Source organism: Streptomyces violaceoruber (assembly GCF_033406955.1).
In the GTDB taxonomy this organism is placed as follows: domain Bacteria; phylum Actinomycetota; class Actinomycetes; order Streptomycetales; family Streptomycetaceae; genus Streptomyces; species Streptomyces violaceoruber.
On record NZ_CP137734.1, the window covers coordinates 7,211,423 to 7,224,800 of the forward strand.

Annotated in this window: 14 protein-coding genes; 3 read left to right on the forward strand and 11 right to left on the reverse strand. The window is 71.5% G+C overall.

All coding sequences use genetic code 11. The features are described 5' to 3' along the window. Nucleotides 1-5 precede the first annotated feature (5 nt). The gene (locus R2E43_RS32390) at nucleotides 6-1,211 is read left to right on the forward strand and encodes a sensor histidine kinase (protein ID WP_037667486.1); all 1,206 of its coding nucleotides are present in this window, start codon (nucleotides 6-8) and stop codon (nucleotides 1,209-1,211) included. Nucleotides 1,212-1,249: 38 nt separating this feature from the next. Here R2E43_RS32390 and R2E43_RS32395 read toward each other — a convergent pair whose 3' ends face one another. From R2E43_RS32395 to R2E43_RS32415, 5 genes are all read right to left on the reverse strand, one after another. After that, complete coding sequence (locus tag R2E43_RS32395) at nucleotides 1,250-1,420, reverse strand: hypothetical protein (RefSeq protein WP_016325678.1); 171 nt, start codon at nucleotides 1,418-1,420, stop codon at nucleotides 1,250-1,252. 43 nt (nucleotides 1,421-1,463) lie between these two features. Then, entirely contained in the window at nucleotides 1,464-2,414 is a 951-nt protein-coding gene (locus R2E43_RS32400) for a cytochrome c oxidase assembly protein (RefSeq protein ID WP_003977616.1), read from the reverse strand. A gap of 193 nt (nucleotides 2,415-2,607) precedes the next feature. Beyond that, complete coding sequence (locus tag R2E43_RS32405; RefSeq protein ID WP_003977617.1) at nucleotides 2,608-3,633, reverse strand: 6-phosphofructokinase; 1,026 nt, start codon at nucleotides 3,631-3,633, stop codon at nucleotides 2,608-2,610. A gap of 166 nt (nucleotides 3,634-3,799) precedes the next feature. Then, nucleotides 3,800-4,528, reverse strand: coding sequence for a type 1 glutamine amidotransferase (locus R2E43_RS32410; protein WP_003977618.1), 729 nt, complete (start codon nucleotides 4,526-4,528; stop codon nucleotides 3,800-3,802). Between the two features lie 23 nt (nucleotides 4,529-4,551). Continuing rightward, on the reverse strand, nucleotides 4,552-5,790 hold the full coding sequence (locus R2E43_RS32415; protein WP_003977619.1) for a Mur ligase family protein: 1,239 nt from the start codon (nucleotides 5,788-5,790) through the stop codon (nucleotides 4,552-4,554). Nucleotides 5,791-5,968: 178 nt separating this feature from the next. Between R2E43_RS32415 and def the strand changes: the two genes are divergently transcribed. After that, the gene (def, locus tag R2E43_RS32420) at nucleotides 5,969-6,508 is read left to right on the forward strand and encodes a peptide deformylase (RefSeq protein ID WP_016325677.1); all 540 of its coding nucleotides are present in this window, start codon (nucleotides 5,969-5,971) and stop codon (nucleotides 6,506-6,508) included. 41 nt (nucleotides 6,509-6,549) lie between these two features. Here def and R2E43_RS32425 read toward each other — a convergent pair whose 3' ends face one another. Further along, entirely contained in the window at nucleotides 6,550-7,206 is a 657-nt protein-coding gene (locus R2E43_RS32425; protein WP_003977621.1) for a TetR family transcriptional regulator, read from the reverse strand. Nucleotides 7,207-7,376: 170 nt separating this feature from the next. Between R2E43_RS32425 and R2E43_RS32430 the strand changes: the two genes are divergently transcribed. Then, a complete protein-coding gene (locus R2E43_RS32430; protein WP_003977622.1) occupies nucleotides 7,377-8,603 on the forward strand; it encodes an acyl-CoA dehydrogenase family protein in 1,227 nt (408 codons plus the stop codon). Here the strand turns inward: R2E43_RS32430 and R2E43_RS32435 are convergent. From R2E43_RS32435 to R2E43_RS32455, 5 genes are all read right to left on the reverse strand, one after another. After that, the gene (locus R2E43_RS32435; RefSeq protein ID WP_003977623.1) at nucleotides 8,600-9,133 is read right to left on the reverse strand and encodes a cupin domain-containing protein; all 534 of its coding nucleotides are present in this window, start codon (nucleotides 9,131-9,133) and stop codon (nucleotides 8,600-8,602) included. The genes R2E43_RS32430 and R2E43_RS32435 overlap by 4 nt on opposite strands. Continuing rightward, nucleotides 9,130-10,344 carry a cytochrome P450 gene (locus tag R2E43_RS32440; RefSeq protein ID WP_003977624.1) on the reverse strand — a complete coding sequence of 405 codons (1,215 nt, stop codon included), beginning with the start codon at nucleotides 10,342-10,344 and terminating at the stop codon, nucleotides 9,130-9,132. The genes R2E43_RS32435 and R2E43_RS32440 overlap by 4 nt, the downstream gene beginning before the upstream one ends. Then, nucleotides 10,341-11,465 carry a 1,3,6,8-tetrahydroxynaphthalene synthase gene (locus R2E43_RS32445; RefSeq protein WP_136208559.1) on the reverse strand — a complete coding sequence of 375 codons (1,125 nt, stop codon included), beginning with the start codon at nucleotides 11,463-11,465 and terminating at the stop codon, nucleotides 10,341-10,343. The genes R2E43_RS32440 and R2E43_RS32445 overlap by 4 nt, the downstream gene beginning before the upstream one ends. Nucleotides 11,466-11,612: 147 nt before the next feature. Then, nucleotides 11,613-11,849 carry a DUF6213 family protein gene (locus R2E43_RS32450; protein ID WP_003977626.1) on the reverse strand — a complete coding sequence of 79 codons (237 nt, stop codon included), beginning with the start codon at nucleotides 11,847-11,849 and terminating at the stop codon, nucleotides 11,613-11,615. Between the two features lie 25 nt (nucleotides 11,850-11,874). Continuing rightward, nucleotides 11,875-13,260: an NADP-dependent succinic semialdehyde dehydrogenase gene (locus tag R2E43_RS32455; RefSeq protein WP_030866118.1), complete on the reverse strand. Its 1,386-nt coding sequence runs from the start codon at nucleotides 13,258-13,260 to the stop codon at nucleotides 11,875-11,877. Between the last annotated feature and the right edge of the window lie 118 nt (nucleotides 13,261-13,378).

The following is a 13,378-nucleotide window of genomic DNA, read 5'->3' on the forward strand; positions in this document are numbered from 1 at the left end:
GCTCCGTGGGCGGCTTCCTGGCGGGTCTCGCCGTGGCCCTGCTCCCGCTGCTGGCCGCCGGATTCTGGCTCGGGCGGCGCACGGCCCGCCCGCAGCACCTCGGCGGCCTGGGCACCCCGGTCGAGCACGCCACCTTCCAGACCCTGCACACCGCGTCCCTGGCCACGCCCCCGCTGCGGGCGGGCCTGACCGAGGAGACCGCCGGGAAGTCGGCCCGCAAGCTGCGCTCCCTGCTGGGCACGGACGCGCTGTGTCTGACGGACCTCGAAGAGGTCCTGGTCTGGGACGGCGTGGGCAACCACCACCGCGCCGAGATCATGGAACGCCTCGCGGGACCCCTGAGCACCGGCCGCGGCGAGGCCTTCCGGCTCTCCTGCGACACTCCGGACTGCACGGTGCGCTGGGCCGTCGTCGCCCCGCTCACCGTCGACGACCGGGTGCACGGCGCCCTCGTCGCCTGCGCGCCCCGCGAGTCCGCCGTCCTGGTCCGCGCCGCCGGGGAGGTGGCCCGCTGGGTCTCCGTCCAACTGGAGCTGGCCGACCTCGACCAGTCCCGCACCCGCCTCATCGAGGCCGAGATCAAGGCACTGCGCGCCCAGATCTCCCCGCACTTCATCTTCAACTCGCTCGCGGTCATCGCGTCCTTCGTGCGCACCGACCCCGAGCGCGCCCGCGAGCTGCTCCTGGAGTTCGCCGACTTCACCCGCTACTCGTTCCGCAGGCACGGCGACTTCACCACCCTCGCCGACGAGCTGCACGCCATCGACCACTACCTGGCGCTCGTGCGGGCCCGCTTCGGCGACCGGCTCGCCGTCACCCTCCAGGTCGCCCCCGAGGTGCTGCCGGTCGCGCTGCCCTTCCTCTGCCTCCAGCCGCTGGTGGAGAACGCCGTCAAGCACGGCCTGGAGGGCAAGGCGGACCGGTGCCGCATCCAGATCACCGCCCAGGACGCGGGCGCCGAGGCCCTGGTCGTCATCGAGGACGACGGCGCCGGCATGGACCCCGACCTGCTGCGCCGCATCCTCGCGCGCGAGGTCAGCCCGTCGGGCGGCATCGGGCTGTCCAACGTCGACGACCGCCTCCGCCAGGTCTACGGAGACGCCCACGGCCTGGTCATCGAGACGGCCGTCGGCGCGGGCATGAAGATCACGGTCCGGCTGCCGAAGTACCAGCCGGGCGTGCACTCGGCGGGCCGGCTAGGTCGCGACTGAGCCGGCCCGCCGAGCGACGGGGGCGCCCCACGCGGGGCTCAGGCGCTGCGCGTGGCCACCAGCCCCAGGGTGATCAGACCGAGCACGACCCAGCCGAACCACAGCCAGCCGTTGCTCCCGAGCGCCACCGTGTACGCCGTCACCGCGACGAGGCCGCCGATGGTGAGCGCCCCCATCGTCTTCGTCGAACTGTCCGTGGAACCGGGCATCGCAACACCCTCCTCGTGTCCGTTGCCCTCCATGGTGCCCCGTTCAGCCGCCGCGTGTGTTCAGTGAGGCCAGGTAGGCGTTGTAGGCCGCCAGCTCCTTGTCGCCGTCGCGGTCGGCGGCCCGGTCGCTGCGCCGGGCCTGGCGCTCCTCCGAGGCGTACCACTGGAAGAGGAGCGCGAGCAGCACCAGCACGGACGGGACCTCGCTGAAGGCCCAGGCGATGCCGCCGGCCGCGTTCTGGTCGGAGAGCGCGTCGATGCCGAGCGAGGCAGGCGGGTTCTTGAACGTCTCGACCATCGGGGAGGAGGCCATCATCAGCGCGATGCCGAAGAACGCGTGGAACGGCATGCCCGCGAACAGCTCCAGCATCCGCATCAGGTAGCCCGGCCGGTGCGGGCCCGGGTCGACGCCCATGATCGGCCAGAAGAACACCACGCCCACGGCGAGGAAGTGCACCATCATCCCGATGTGCCCGGCCTGCGAGCCCATCAGGGTGTCGAAGAGCGGCGTGAAGTACAGCGCGTACAGGCTCGCGATGAACAGCGGAATGGTGAACGCCGGGTGCGTGATGATCCGCATGTAGCGGCTGTGCAGGAGCATCAGCAGCAGCTCACGGGGACCCTTGCGGCCACGCCCCGCGGGGGGCAGTGCGCGCAGGGCCAGCGTGATCGGGGCGCCGAGCAGCAGCAGGATCGGCGACACCATGCTGATCACCATGTGCTGGACCATGTGCACGCTGAACATGACCATGCCGTAGTCGTTCAGCTTGGTGCACATCATCAGGGCGACGCTCAGCACACCGGCCACGAAGGCCACGGTCCGGCCGACCGGCCACTTGTCACCGCGCCGCACCAGACGCGCGACGCCCCACCCGTACAGCGCCAGTCCCAGGAGGCAGGCGACCAGGAAGAAGGGATCCGCCGACCATGCGAGACCCCGCCCCAGCGTGAACGGCGGCAGATCCATCGTCATGCCGTGCCCGCTGTGATCCATCCGCCCGCTCCTGTTTCGTGGGGGTTGAGCGCGGTTGAACGCCGCTTGTCCGAGCCAAGCGTAGAACCGCCCCCGGCCACATCTGCGACCGGGGGCGGGGAAAGCGCCCCAAAGGGGCACGGGGAACTGCGCGACAAGCCACACCGGCCCGCAGACCTCGAATCACCTCAAGGCCCGAGCTCCGACCGGCAGGTCAGAGAACACACTCCGCTTCCGCGTACCGCGCGTCCGGCACCGTCTTCAACGACTCCACCGCGTCGGCGAGCGACACCATCTCGATGTCCGTCCCGCGCAGGGCCGTCATCTTCCCGAACTCCCCGCGGTGCACCGCCTCCACCGCGTGCCACCCGAACCGCGTCGCCAGCACCCGGTCGTACGCCGTCGGCGTGCCGCCGCGCTGGACGTGTCCGAGTATCACCGGCCGGGCCTCCTTGCCGAGCCGCTCCTCCAGCTCGATGGAGAGCTGGCGGGCGATCCCGGCGAAGCGCTCGTGGCCGTAGACGTCCTTGCCGCCCTCGTCGAAGTCCATGGTCCCGGCCTTCGGCTTGGCACCCTCCGCGGCCACCACGATCGCGAACCGCTTGCCCGCGGAGAAACGCTCCCCGACCTTCGCGGTCAGCTCGTCGATGTCGAAGGGCCGCTCCGGGACGACGACGGCGTGCGCACCCGCGGCCATGCCCGAGTGCAGCGCGATCCAGCCGGTGTGCCGGCCCATGACCTCGACGATCAGCACCCGCTGGTGGGACTCGGCGGTGGTCTTCAGCCGGTCCAGGGCCTCGGTGGCGACGGTCACCGCGGTGTCGAAGCCGAAGGTGACGTCGGTGACCGCTATGTCGTTGTCGATGGTCTTCGGCACGCCCACGATCGGCAGGCCGTTGTCGGACAGCAGCCGGGCCGCCTTCAGCGTGCCCTCGCCGCCGATCGGGATGATCGCGTCGAGGCCGAGTTCCTCGACGTGTCCCCGGGCCCGCTCCACGCCGTCCCGCAGGTGTTCGGGTCGGACCCGGGAGGAGCCGAGGATGGTGCCGCCGCGCGCCAGGATGCCGCCGACCGCGTCGAGGTCGAGCTTGAGGTAGTCGCACTCCAGGAGGCCCTTCCAGCCGTCCCGGAAACCGATGACCTCGTCGCCGTGGTCGACGACGGCGCGGTGCACGACGGACCGGATGACGGCGTTCAGGCCGGGGCAGTCGCCGCCGGACGTGAGGACACCAATGCGCATAGCCCGAAATACCTTCTCAACGTGGCACGGGTCCGGACCGCGCTGTCCGGCTCGATCCCCGCCACCCTAGCGGCATCGGGGGGCGGGACCGAACCGTGCGTCCGCCTACTGGACGAGTCCGCTCACCTGTGCGGACGGGGCATCAGACGGGCCCGCCCCGCCAGGGTCAGGCAGGCTGCTGCGCGGCCGCGATGCGCTCGTTGCGCAGCGCCTCGTACCAGCGGTCGTCGGTCGGCGGCAGCGCGTTCACGTCGAGGGCCAGCTTGAGCAGCAGGTCCGCGATCAGCGGGTTGCGGGCCAGCACGGGGCCGTGCATGTAGGTGCCGAAGACCGTGTCGTTGTACGCGCCCTCCGTGCCGTCCCCCGTGCCGTTGCCGTTGCCGAAGCGGACCTGGGCGAGCGGGCGGGCGTTGGGCCCGACGTGGGTGACGCCCTGGTGGTTCTCGAAGCCGGTCAGCGGGGGCAGGCCGAGGCGCGGGTCGATGTCGCCGAGGACGTCGCCGACGCACCGGGCGCCCTCGCCGCGGGTGGAGACCACGTCGAGCAGGCCGAGGCCCGGCTCGCGCTGGCCGAGGTCGTTGATGAACTCGTGGCCCAGGATCTGGTAGCCGGCGCAGACCGAGAAGACGATCGCGCCGTTCTCCACCGCCCGGTACAGGCCGCCGTCACGGCGCAGCCGCTCGGCCGCGAGCCGCTGCGGCCGGTCCTCGCCGCCGCCGACGAGGTAGATGTCGCCGGAGGTCGGAATCGGCTGGTCGCTGCGCACGTCGAGCCGGGCCACGTCGAGTCCGCGCTGGCGGGCCCGGCGCTCCACGACGAGGGCGTTGCCCTGGTCGCCGTAGGTGCTGAGCAGATCCGGGTAGATCCAGACGATCCGCAGTTGGTTGTCGCTCACGAAAATCCCCTGAAGTCTCGCGGTCAGTTGCCGACGCGGCGGCGCAGGTCCTGGAAGGCGGTGTAGTTCGCGATGACCTCGATGCGTCCCGGCGGGCACAGCTGCACCGCCTGGTCGAGGTCCTCGCACACCTGGAACTGCTGGTTCGCGACCTCCAGGCGCACCGCGAGGTCCAGCTTCCGGTCGCCGACCACACAGATCGGATGGCCGGACAGCCGGGTGTAGTCCACGTCCCACAGCCAGGAGGTGTCGGTGCCGTCGGCGCCGCGCGCGTTCACCGAGAGGATCACCGGGGCCGGCGGCGGGTCGATCAGGGAGAAGGTCTCCAGCCAGCCCGCCGGGTTCTTGGCGAGCAGCAGGCGCAGGTCGCGGCCCTGGAACTGGACGACGTCGTAGCGCCCGGCGACGGCCTGCACCTGGTACATGCGCTCCAGGGCGACCTGCGGCGGCACCCCGAAGACGGCGGCGACGGCGGCCGAGGAGGCGGCGTTGGCCTTGTTGGCGCGGCCCGGCAGCTGGAGGTGGATCGGCCACGCGGAGCCGTGCGGGTCGAGCACGTGGTCGCCGGACAGCGCCCAGCTCGGCGTCGGGCGGCGGAAGCCGCACTCGCCGCAGAACCAGTCGTCGCCCGGGCGCTGCATGACGCCGCCGCAGGACGGGCAGGACCAGGCGTCGTCCTTCCACATCTGTCCGGCGGCGACCCAGATCACGTTCGGGGAGGAGGACGCGGCCCACACCACCAGCGGGTCGTCGGCGTTGGCGACGACCACGGCCTTCGAGCCGGCCAGGCCCTCGCGCCAGTTCTCGGCGAGCATGCGGGTCTCGGCGGCGCGGTCCAGCTGGTCGCGGGAGAGGTTGAGCAGCGCGATGCACTTCGGGTCGGTGGCCTGGGCGACGCCGACGAGGTACTTCTCGTCGACCTCGATGACCCCGTAGCGGGCGTCCGCGCCGCCCGCGAGAGCCGAGGTGATGCCGGCCGGCATGTTGGCGCCGAGCGCGTTGGAGACGACCGGACCGGCCGCCTTGAGCGCCTCGGCGATGAGCCGGGTGGTGGTGGTCTTGCCGTTGGTCGCCGAGACCAGGGTCACGTCCAGGTGCCCGGCGAGCCGGCCGAGGAGGTCGGGGTCGAGTTTCAGCGCGACCCGGCCGCCGATCACCGAACCGCTGCCGCGCCCCGCGGCGCGCGATGCCGCCGCGACCGCCTTGCCCGCGGTCACGGCGATCTTGGCCCGCGGCGTGAGCGGGTCCGAGTTGCCTGCCATCAGTTCTCGATCCTCCTTGCCGTACGCGCCGCGCCTGAAGCCTGTGAAGCCTGACGGCCACGTGGTGTGGACCTCAGCCTATCGAGATCCATTCGCACTCCCGAATCGCGGCACCGGCCACCGGTTCCGGCGGTGGGCGCCTGCCGCCGGGGGACACAGGGACCTTACTCTGACCGCCATGCGACAAGGCTCCATCCCGGGCGCCCACGGGCGCGTCCGTCCCCTCGGCCTCCTCGGCGACCCCGTCCTGCACGCCCGCTGCGCGGAGGTGACGGACTTCGGCCCGGAACTCGCGGCGCTCGTGGAGGACTTGTTCGCGACCATGTACGCCGCCCACGGCGTGGGCCTGGCCGCGAACCAGGTCGGCGAGGCGGTGCGCGTCTTCGTGTACGACTGCCCGGACGACGAGGACGAGCGGCACCTCGGGCACGTGGTGAACCCCCGGCTGGTGGAGACCGGCGGTGTGGTGGTGCGCGGTCCGGAGGGCTGTCTGTCGCTGCCGGGTCTGGAGGCGGGGACCGAGCGGTACGACGAGGCGGTGGTGACGGGCTTCACGGTGGCCGGTGAGCCGGTCACCGTGCGCGGGACGGGGTTCTTCGCCCGGTGCCTCCAGCACGAGTGCGACCACCTGGAGGGACGGGTCTACGCCGATCGCCTGACCGGCCGGCGCCACCGCAAGCTGATGCGCCAGGTGGCGCGGGCGTCCTGGCACCGCTGAACGCCCTCCCCGACGACGACCGGGGCGCGCGAGGCCGGGGGTCAGAACCCGGGACCGCCCTCCTTGTCGCCGGCCTCGGCGAGGCGGCCCCACAGCAGATCGGCCAGGGTGCGCACCAACTCCTCGCGGGGGCAGGGTCGTTCACCCAGCCACCAGTCCCCGGCGGCGTGCATCATGCCGACGATGCCGTGCCCCCAGACCCGGGCCAGCTGCTGGGTGCCCGGCCCGACGTCGAGGCGCTCCTCGATGACCTGGGCCAGCTCCTCGCCCATGCGGCGCAGCAGCGGCGCCGAGTGCTTGCCGACGTCGAAGCCCTGCTCGGACTGGTCGCCCGGGGTGCCGGCGCTCTCCGCCGGATGCATCAGGAAGCGGTACACCTGCGGACGGGCCTCGATGGCCGCCAGATAGGTGTCCAGGGTGGCCTCCACGCGCTGCCGGCGCTGGGCCGGAGCGTCCAGGGCGGCCCGCAGCGAGGCGAGCAGGGCGTCCGTGTGGCGGACGGCGAGGGCGGCGTAGAGTCCGCCCTTGTCGCCGAAGTGGCGGTACAGGATCGGCTTGGTGATGCCCGCCTCGGCGGCGATGGCGTTCATCGAGGCGTGCGGACCGTCGCGCAGCACCACCCGGTCGGCGGCCTCGAGCAGCTCGCGCCGTCTGCGGTCGGCGGATGTCTGCTGATCGGCCCGCTGCGTGGTGTTCATGTGCTCTCCCCACCCGTGCTGTTTCGGTGACGCCTGCGCAAACTAACACTCACGGGACGAGGGCCATCGAACGGGAGGGCGAGGTGGTCCCGGGAGTTGACTTTTCCTACCCACGGGTAACAGACTCGGTGTTACCGCAAGTAACATGCACGGGCGTCACTGGAGGGGACATGGCCGAGTTCACCATGGAGCTGAGCGACGAACAGAAGGAGGTCCGGGACTGGCTGCACGGCTTCGCGGCCGACGTCATCCGCCCCGCGGCCGCCGAATGGGACGAGCGCGAGGAGACCCCCTGGCCGGTCATCCAGGAGGCCGCCAAGGTCGGCATCTACTCCCTGGACTTCTACGCCCAGCAGTACTTCGACTCCACCGGCCTCGGCATCCCCATGGCGATGGAGGAGCTGTTCTGGGGCGACGCGGGCATCGCCCTGTCGATCGTCGGCACCGGCCTTGCCGCCGTCGGCGTCCTCGCCAACGGCACCGAGGAGCAGATCGGCACCTGGATCCCGCAGATGTACGGCGACGCCAACGACGTCAAGGTCGCCGCCTTCTGCTCCTCCGAGCCCGACGCCGGCTCCGACGTCGCCTCCATGCGCACGCGTGCCGTGTACGACGAGGCCAAGGACGAGTGGGTGCTCAACGGCACCAAGACCTGGGCGACCAACGGCGGCATCGCCAACGTCCACGTCGTCGTCGCGGTCGTCGACCCGGACCTGGGCTCCAAGGGCCACGCCTCCTTCATCGTCCCGCCGGCCACGCCCGGGCTGTCCCAGGGCCAGAAGTTCAAGAAGCACGGCATCCGCGCCTCGCACACCGCCGAGGTCGTCCTCGACAACGTGCGCGTGCCCGGCTCCTGCCTGCTCGGCGGCAAGGAGAAGCTGGACGCCCGCCTGGCCCGCGCCCGGGAGAAGGCCAAGAAGGGCGGCGAGCGCGTGAAGAACGCGGCGATGGCCACCTTCGAGGCGTCCCGCCCGGCGGTCGGGGCGATGGCGGTGGGCACCGCGCGCGCCGCGTACGAGGTGGCGCTGGAGTACGCGCAGACCCGGGAGCAGTTCGGGCGCCCCATCATCGACAACCAGGGCGTCGCCTTCCAGCTCGCCGACATGCGCACGTCCATCGACGCGGCCCGGCTGCTGGTGTGGCGGGCCTCCTGGATGGCGATCAACGGCAAGCCGTTCACGGCGGCCGAGGGCTCGATGTCCAAGCTGTTCGCGAGCGAGACCGCGAAGAAGGTGACCGCCCAGGCGGTCCAGATCCTGGGCGGCAACGGCTACACGCGGGAGTACCCGGTGGAGCGGATGCACCGGGACTCCGCGATCTACACGATCTTCGAGGGCACGAGTGAGATCCAGCGGCTGGTGATCGCGCGGACGCTGGCCGGGATGCCGATCCGCTAACCGTGTCGCAGCGGCGTGAGCTGCTCGATGTCGTACTTCGCCCGCAGGGCCTCGATCGCCTCGTGGTCCGGCGGGCCGCCCTCGCCGAGGATCTCCAGCAGTTCCTCGAAGTAGCGCTCGTGGTCCGGGGGCGGGCTGGCCTGGAAGAACATCTTGGCTGGCTCGCCCGTCGGGTTCGCGAAGGCGTGCGGACAGCCGGGGGGTACGACGATGACCGTTCCGGGGGTGGCGCGCACCACCCGGTTGCCGGAAGTCGACTCCCAGTCCCGCCAGCTGTCCGGCGTACGGATCCGCGGCTCGAAGGCGAGCACGTCCAGCTCGCCCTCCAGCACGTAGAACAGCTCCTCGCTGCGGGTGTGCACATGGGCGCCGACGTCGAACCCCGGCGGCACGATCACCTCGAAGGTGGACGCCATGCGCGAGTGCGAACCGGTCACCTTGAAGGTCACGTGCTGGGCCGGCGCCTGCACCACCCTGCCCTGACCGGGCGGCACCAGCAGGCCCTCGGCCGCCGCGACCAGGCCGCTCACCACGTCACCGGCAGGGCCTCGGGCCCGCGGATCAGCGCACCCTTCTTGAAGGGCACGTCCTCCGGCGCCACCGCGAGCTTCAGCCCCGGCACGCGGTCCAGGACCGCGTCGACGAGCAGCTCCGACTCCAGCCGCGCCAGCATGCCGCCGGGGCAGTAGTGCGGGCCGAAGCCGAAGGAGACGTGCGGGTTGGGGGAGCGCTCGAAGTCGATGCGGTCCGGGTCGGGGAACACCTCCGGGTCGCGGTTGGCCGCCAGGTACGAGACGTAGACGGCGTCGCCCGCGCGGATCCGCACCCCCTTGATCTCCACGTCCTCCAGGGCGATCCGGGACAGCCCCACGGCGTTGCGGTGCGGGATCCAGCGCAGCAGCTCGTCGATGGCCCGGGGGCGGATCTCCGGCTCGGAGCGCAGGCGTTCGGCCAGCTCCGGGCGGCTCAGCAGCAGGTGGAACATCTGCCCGCTGTTGTTGGTGACCGCCTCGCCGCCGATCTGGAGCAGCACCGCGAGCCCGACGGCCTCCGACAGCGTGATCTCGTCCCGCCCCACGGCGGCACCCAGCAGCGAGGTGACGTCCTCGCCCGCGCTGTCGGAGCGGAGCCCGATGAGATCCGAGAAGTAGGCGTTCATCTCGTTCTTGGCCCGCTCGCTGACCTCGGCGCCGTGCGAGGAGGACAGGATCAGCTGGGTCCAGGTGTGCATGGAGTGCCGGTCGGTGGCCGGCACACCCATCAGCTCGCAGATCACCGCGATGGGGAACGGGCTCAGCACCGCCTCGGTGAGGTCGGCGGGCGGACCGGCCCTCAGCATGGCGTCGACCAGCTCGTCGAGCATGCCCCGGGACCGCTCGCGCACCCGCTCCACGCCCCGCGCGGTGAAGGCCGCGGCCACCGAGCGGCGCAGCCGGGTGTGGTCGGGCGGGTCCAGGAAGCCCACCGCGCCGCGCGCCGGGATGAAGTGCGGGGCCAGCCGGGTGACCTGGCGGTCCATGACGGCCTCGCGCCCGAACCGGGGGTCGTTGGTGACCAGGCGGACGTCGTCGTGGCGGGTCACGAGCCAGGCCCAGCCCTCGCCGTTGGGCAGCGAGATCCGGGTGACGGGACCCTCGCGCATCAGCTCGGTCAGCACCGGGTCGAAGTCGCTGCCGGGAAGGTCGACGGCCGGCCAGTCCCGGACGGGTGGCACGGCCTGGGAAATCGTTTCTTCAGTCATGCCTGCCTCACACTCCGCGACACGCCCCGTGCCGCGGTCCGCGTCACGTCCTGCCGTATGCCCCGCCGCACGTCCGCCGTCTGCCAGCAGCCCAGCGACATCTCCGCGGTGATGCCGGGACCGAAGCCGGCCAGCAGCCCACGTGCCCCCTCCTCGACGCCGCCTTCGTCGAAGAGCCTGCGCAGCGCGTCCAGGACGACGGCGCTGGCGATGTTGCCGTACTCGGTGAGCGTGGCCCGGCTGAAGCGGAACGCGTGCGGGTCGACCTCCAGGAACGTGCTGAGATCGTCGAGGATCCGGGGGCCGCCCGCGTGCACGATGTAGAAGTCCAGGTCGGAGGCGTCCCAACCGTGCTCTCCCGCCAGCTCCTTGAGCGCCGGCGCGAGCGGCTCCATGGTGGCCGGCACCCGCTTGTCCAGCAGGAAGTGGAAACCGGTCGCCTTCACGTCGTACATGATCCAGTCCTCGGTCTTGGGGATCAGGTACGAGCCGTTGCGCTCCAGGCGCACTCCGGTGCCGCCCCGGCCGCGGACCACCGCGGCGGCGATTCCGTCGCCGAAGAGGCCGTTGCAGAGCAGGGAGCCCACGCCGAGGTCGGTGGGCTGGTAGCACAGCGAGCAGAACTCGCAGGCCACGATGAGCGCGTTGGCCTCCGGGTAGGCGGTGCAGAAGTCGTGGGCCCGGTTGATCGCCGCACCGCCGGCCGCGCAGCCCAGCTGCGCGATGGGTATCTGGCGCGTGGTGCTGTCGAAACCCATCTCGTTGATGAGCCACGCCGTGAGCGACGGCATCATGAAGCCCGTGCAGGAGACGTAGATGATCACGTCGATGTCGGTGGCGAGCAGCTCCGCGTCGTCCAGAGCGCGCTGGATCACGGCCGGGACACGGGACTTCGCCTCGCGTTCGTAGACCTTGTTGCGGTCCTCGAAGCCGGGGTGCTCCAGCGTGTCCTCGATGGGCTGCACGATGTGCCGGGTGCGGACCCCGGTGTTCTCTATCAGCCGGAGCGCGAGCGGCAGTTGAGGATGGTCCGTGTGACGCCGACGCGCCAGCTCCAGCGTCTCCTCCATCGTGATCACGTGCTCCGGGACGGACACCGAGGGTCTGCACAAAGTCGCCATGAACCGTGCCTGCTTTCGCCTCGCGGAAGGCTTGCGCCCCCCGGCCGGAAAGTGGTGCACCTTTTCAGGGGTGCCCATCCACGATCACTCACCGGGGCGGTGATCTCCCGCCGGGTTACTCCGTCCCGGGGAGCTGGGCGGCAGGCGTCAGGAGGAGGGGCCGCTGCTGTGGGCGATGCACGCCACGTCGATCCGGTCGGCCAGCTTGGCCAGCTCGATGGTGAGGGCCGCGACGGTGTCCTCGTCCAGGCTCTCCTCGCCGGTCTCCACCAGCCGCAGCCACCGCCCGCCGACCGTGCGCAGCAGCTTGCTCACGTCGGACGCGGCGACCTGGAGCGTGCCGCGGTCGTCGACGATCAGAGGCAGGGTCACTTCGCGGTTCACAAAGGGGATCGTAGTCGCGGAAGGCTCACGCTCCGTGCCATACGGTGGTGATGTTGCAGAACTCGCGGATTCCGTGCCCGGACAGCTCACGCCCGTAGCCCGACCGCTTGACCCCGCCGAACGGGAACGCCGGGTGGGACGCCGTCATCCCGTTCACGTACACGCCGCCCGCCTCCAGGTCCCGGACGAAACGGTCCACGTCCGCGTCGTCGCGCGTCCACACGTTCGAACTGAGCCCGAAGTCCGTGTCGTTGGCGATCAGCACCGCCTCGTCCAGGTCGGCCGCCCGGTAGAGCGTGGCGACCGGTCCGAAGGCCTCCTCGCGGTGGATGCGCAGCTCGCGGGTGACGTCCGCCAGGACGGTCGGCGGGTAGTACCAGCCGGGCCCGTCCGGACGTTCGCCGCCGCACAGCACGCTCGCGCCGCCGCGCACCGCGTCGTCGACCAGCTCCACCAGGTCGTTCAGGCCCTGCTCGCTGGAGAGCGGGCCGACCTCGGTCTCCTCGTCCATCGGGTCGCCGACCTTCAGCGCCCGCATGCCCTCGGTGAAGCGCTGGGCGAAGGCGTCGTAGACGTCCGTGTGCACGATGAACCGCTTGGCGGCGATGCACGACTGACCGGCGTTCTGGGTGCGCGCGGTCACCGCCACCTCCGCGGCCCGTTCGACGTCGGCGGACGGCATGACGACGAACGGGTCGCTGCCGCCCAGCTCGAGCACCGTCTTCTTGATCATCTCCCCGGCCGTGGCGGCCACCGCGCGGCCCGCGGGTTCGCTGCCGGTGAGGGTGGCGGCCCGTACCCGTTCGTCGCGCAGGACGTCGTCGACCTGGGCGGAACCGATGAGGAGCGTCTGGAAGCAGCCCTCGGGGAAGCCCGCCCGGTGGAACAGGTCCTCCAGGTAGAGGGCGGTCTGCGGCACGTTCGAGGCGTGCTTGAGCAGCCCGACGTTGCCCGCCATCAGCGCGGGCGCCGCGAACCTGATCACCTGCCAGAGCGGGAAGTTCCACGGCATCACCGCGAGCACCGGGCCGAGCGGCCGGTAGCGGACCAGGGCCCGGGAGGCGCCGGAGTCCTTCACGTCGGCCTCGGCGGGCTCCTCGTCGGCCAGCAGCTCCGCCGCGTGGTCGGCGTACCAGCGCATCGCCTTGGCGCACTTGGCCGCCTCCGCGCGGGCCTGCTTCACCGGCTTGCCCATCTCCGTGGTGATGACTTTCCCGATCTCCTTCTGATCGGCCTCGAGAAGGTCGGCGGCGCGGCGCATCAGCCCGGCCCGCTCGTAGAACCCCGTGGTCCGGTAGGTGCGGAAGGTGGCCTCCGCGAGCTCGATCCGGCGCTCGATCTCCTCCTCGCCCATGGCCTCGTACGTCCTGAGCGTCTCGCCGTTCGCCGGGTTCACCGTCGCGATGGGCATGGCCGACCTCCCTGGGTGCCTTCGTGCTTCGACCTTGGCGCGCGGCGCGGGGTGCCGCAACGCGGACGGGTCCCGCAGGTGGGTGCCGCGGTCCGCCGCGCGTCCGGAAGCCGCCGTC

Excerpts from the sequence above, each read along its gene's own strand:
- R2E43_RS32400 (WP_003977616.1), bottom strand. The coding sequence starts at position 2,414 with ATGGATCACAGCGGGCACGGCATGACGATGGATCTGCCGCCGTTCACG.
- R2E43_RS32405 (WP_003977617.1), bottom strand. The coding sequence starts at position 3,633 with ATGCGCATTGGTGTCCTCACGTCCGGCGGCGACTGCCCCGGCCTGAAC.
- R2E43_RS32425 (WP_003977621.1), bottom strand. The coding sequence starts at position 7,206 with ATGAACACCACGCAGCGGGCCGATCAGCAGACATCCGCCGACCGCAGA.
- R2E43_RS32415 (WP_003977619.1), bottom strand. The coding sequence starts at position 5,790 with ATGGCAGGCAACTCGGACCCGCTCACGCCGCGGGCCAAGATCGCCGTG.
- R2E43_RS32445 (WP_136208559.1), bottom strand. The coding sequence starts at position 11,465 with ATGGCGACTTTGTGCAGACCCTCGGTGTCCGTCCCGGAGCACGTGATC.
- R2E43_RS32440 (WP_003977624.1), bottom strand. The coding sequence starts at position 10,344 with ATGACTGAAGAAACGATTTCCCAGGCCGTGCCACCCGTCCGGGACTGG.
- R2E43_RS32430 (WP_003977622.1), top strand. The coding sequence starts at position 7,377 with ATGGCCGAGTTCACCATGGAGCTGAGCGACGAACAGAAGGAGGTCCGG.
- def (WP_016325677.1), top strand. The coding sequence starts at position 5,969 with ATGCGACAAGGCTCCATCCCGGGCGCCCACGGGCGCGTCCGTCCCCTC.
- R2E43_RS32395 (WP_016325678.1), bottom strand. The coding sequence starts at position 1,420 with ATGCCCGGTTCCACGGACAGTTCGACGAAGACGATGGGGGCGCTCACC.
- R2E43_RS32455 (WP_030866118.1), bottom strand. The coding sequence starts at position 13,260 with ATGCCCATCGCGACGGTGAACCCGGCGAACGGCGAGACGCTCAGGACG.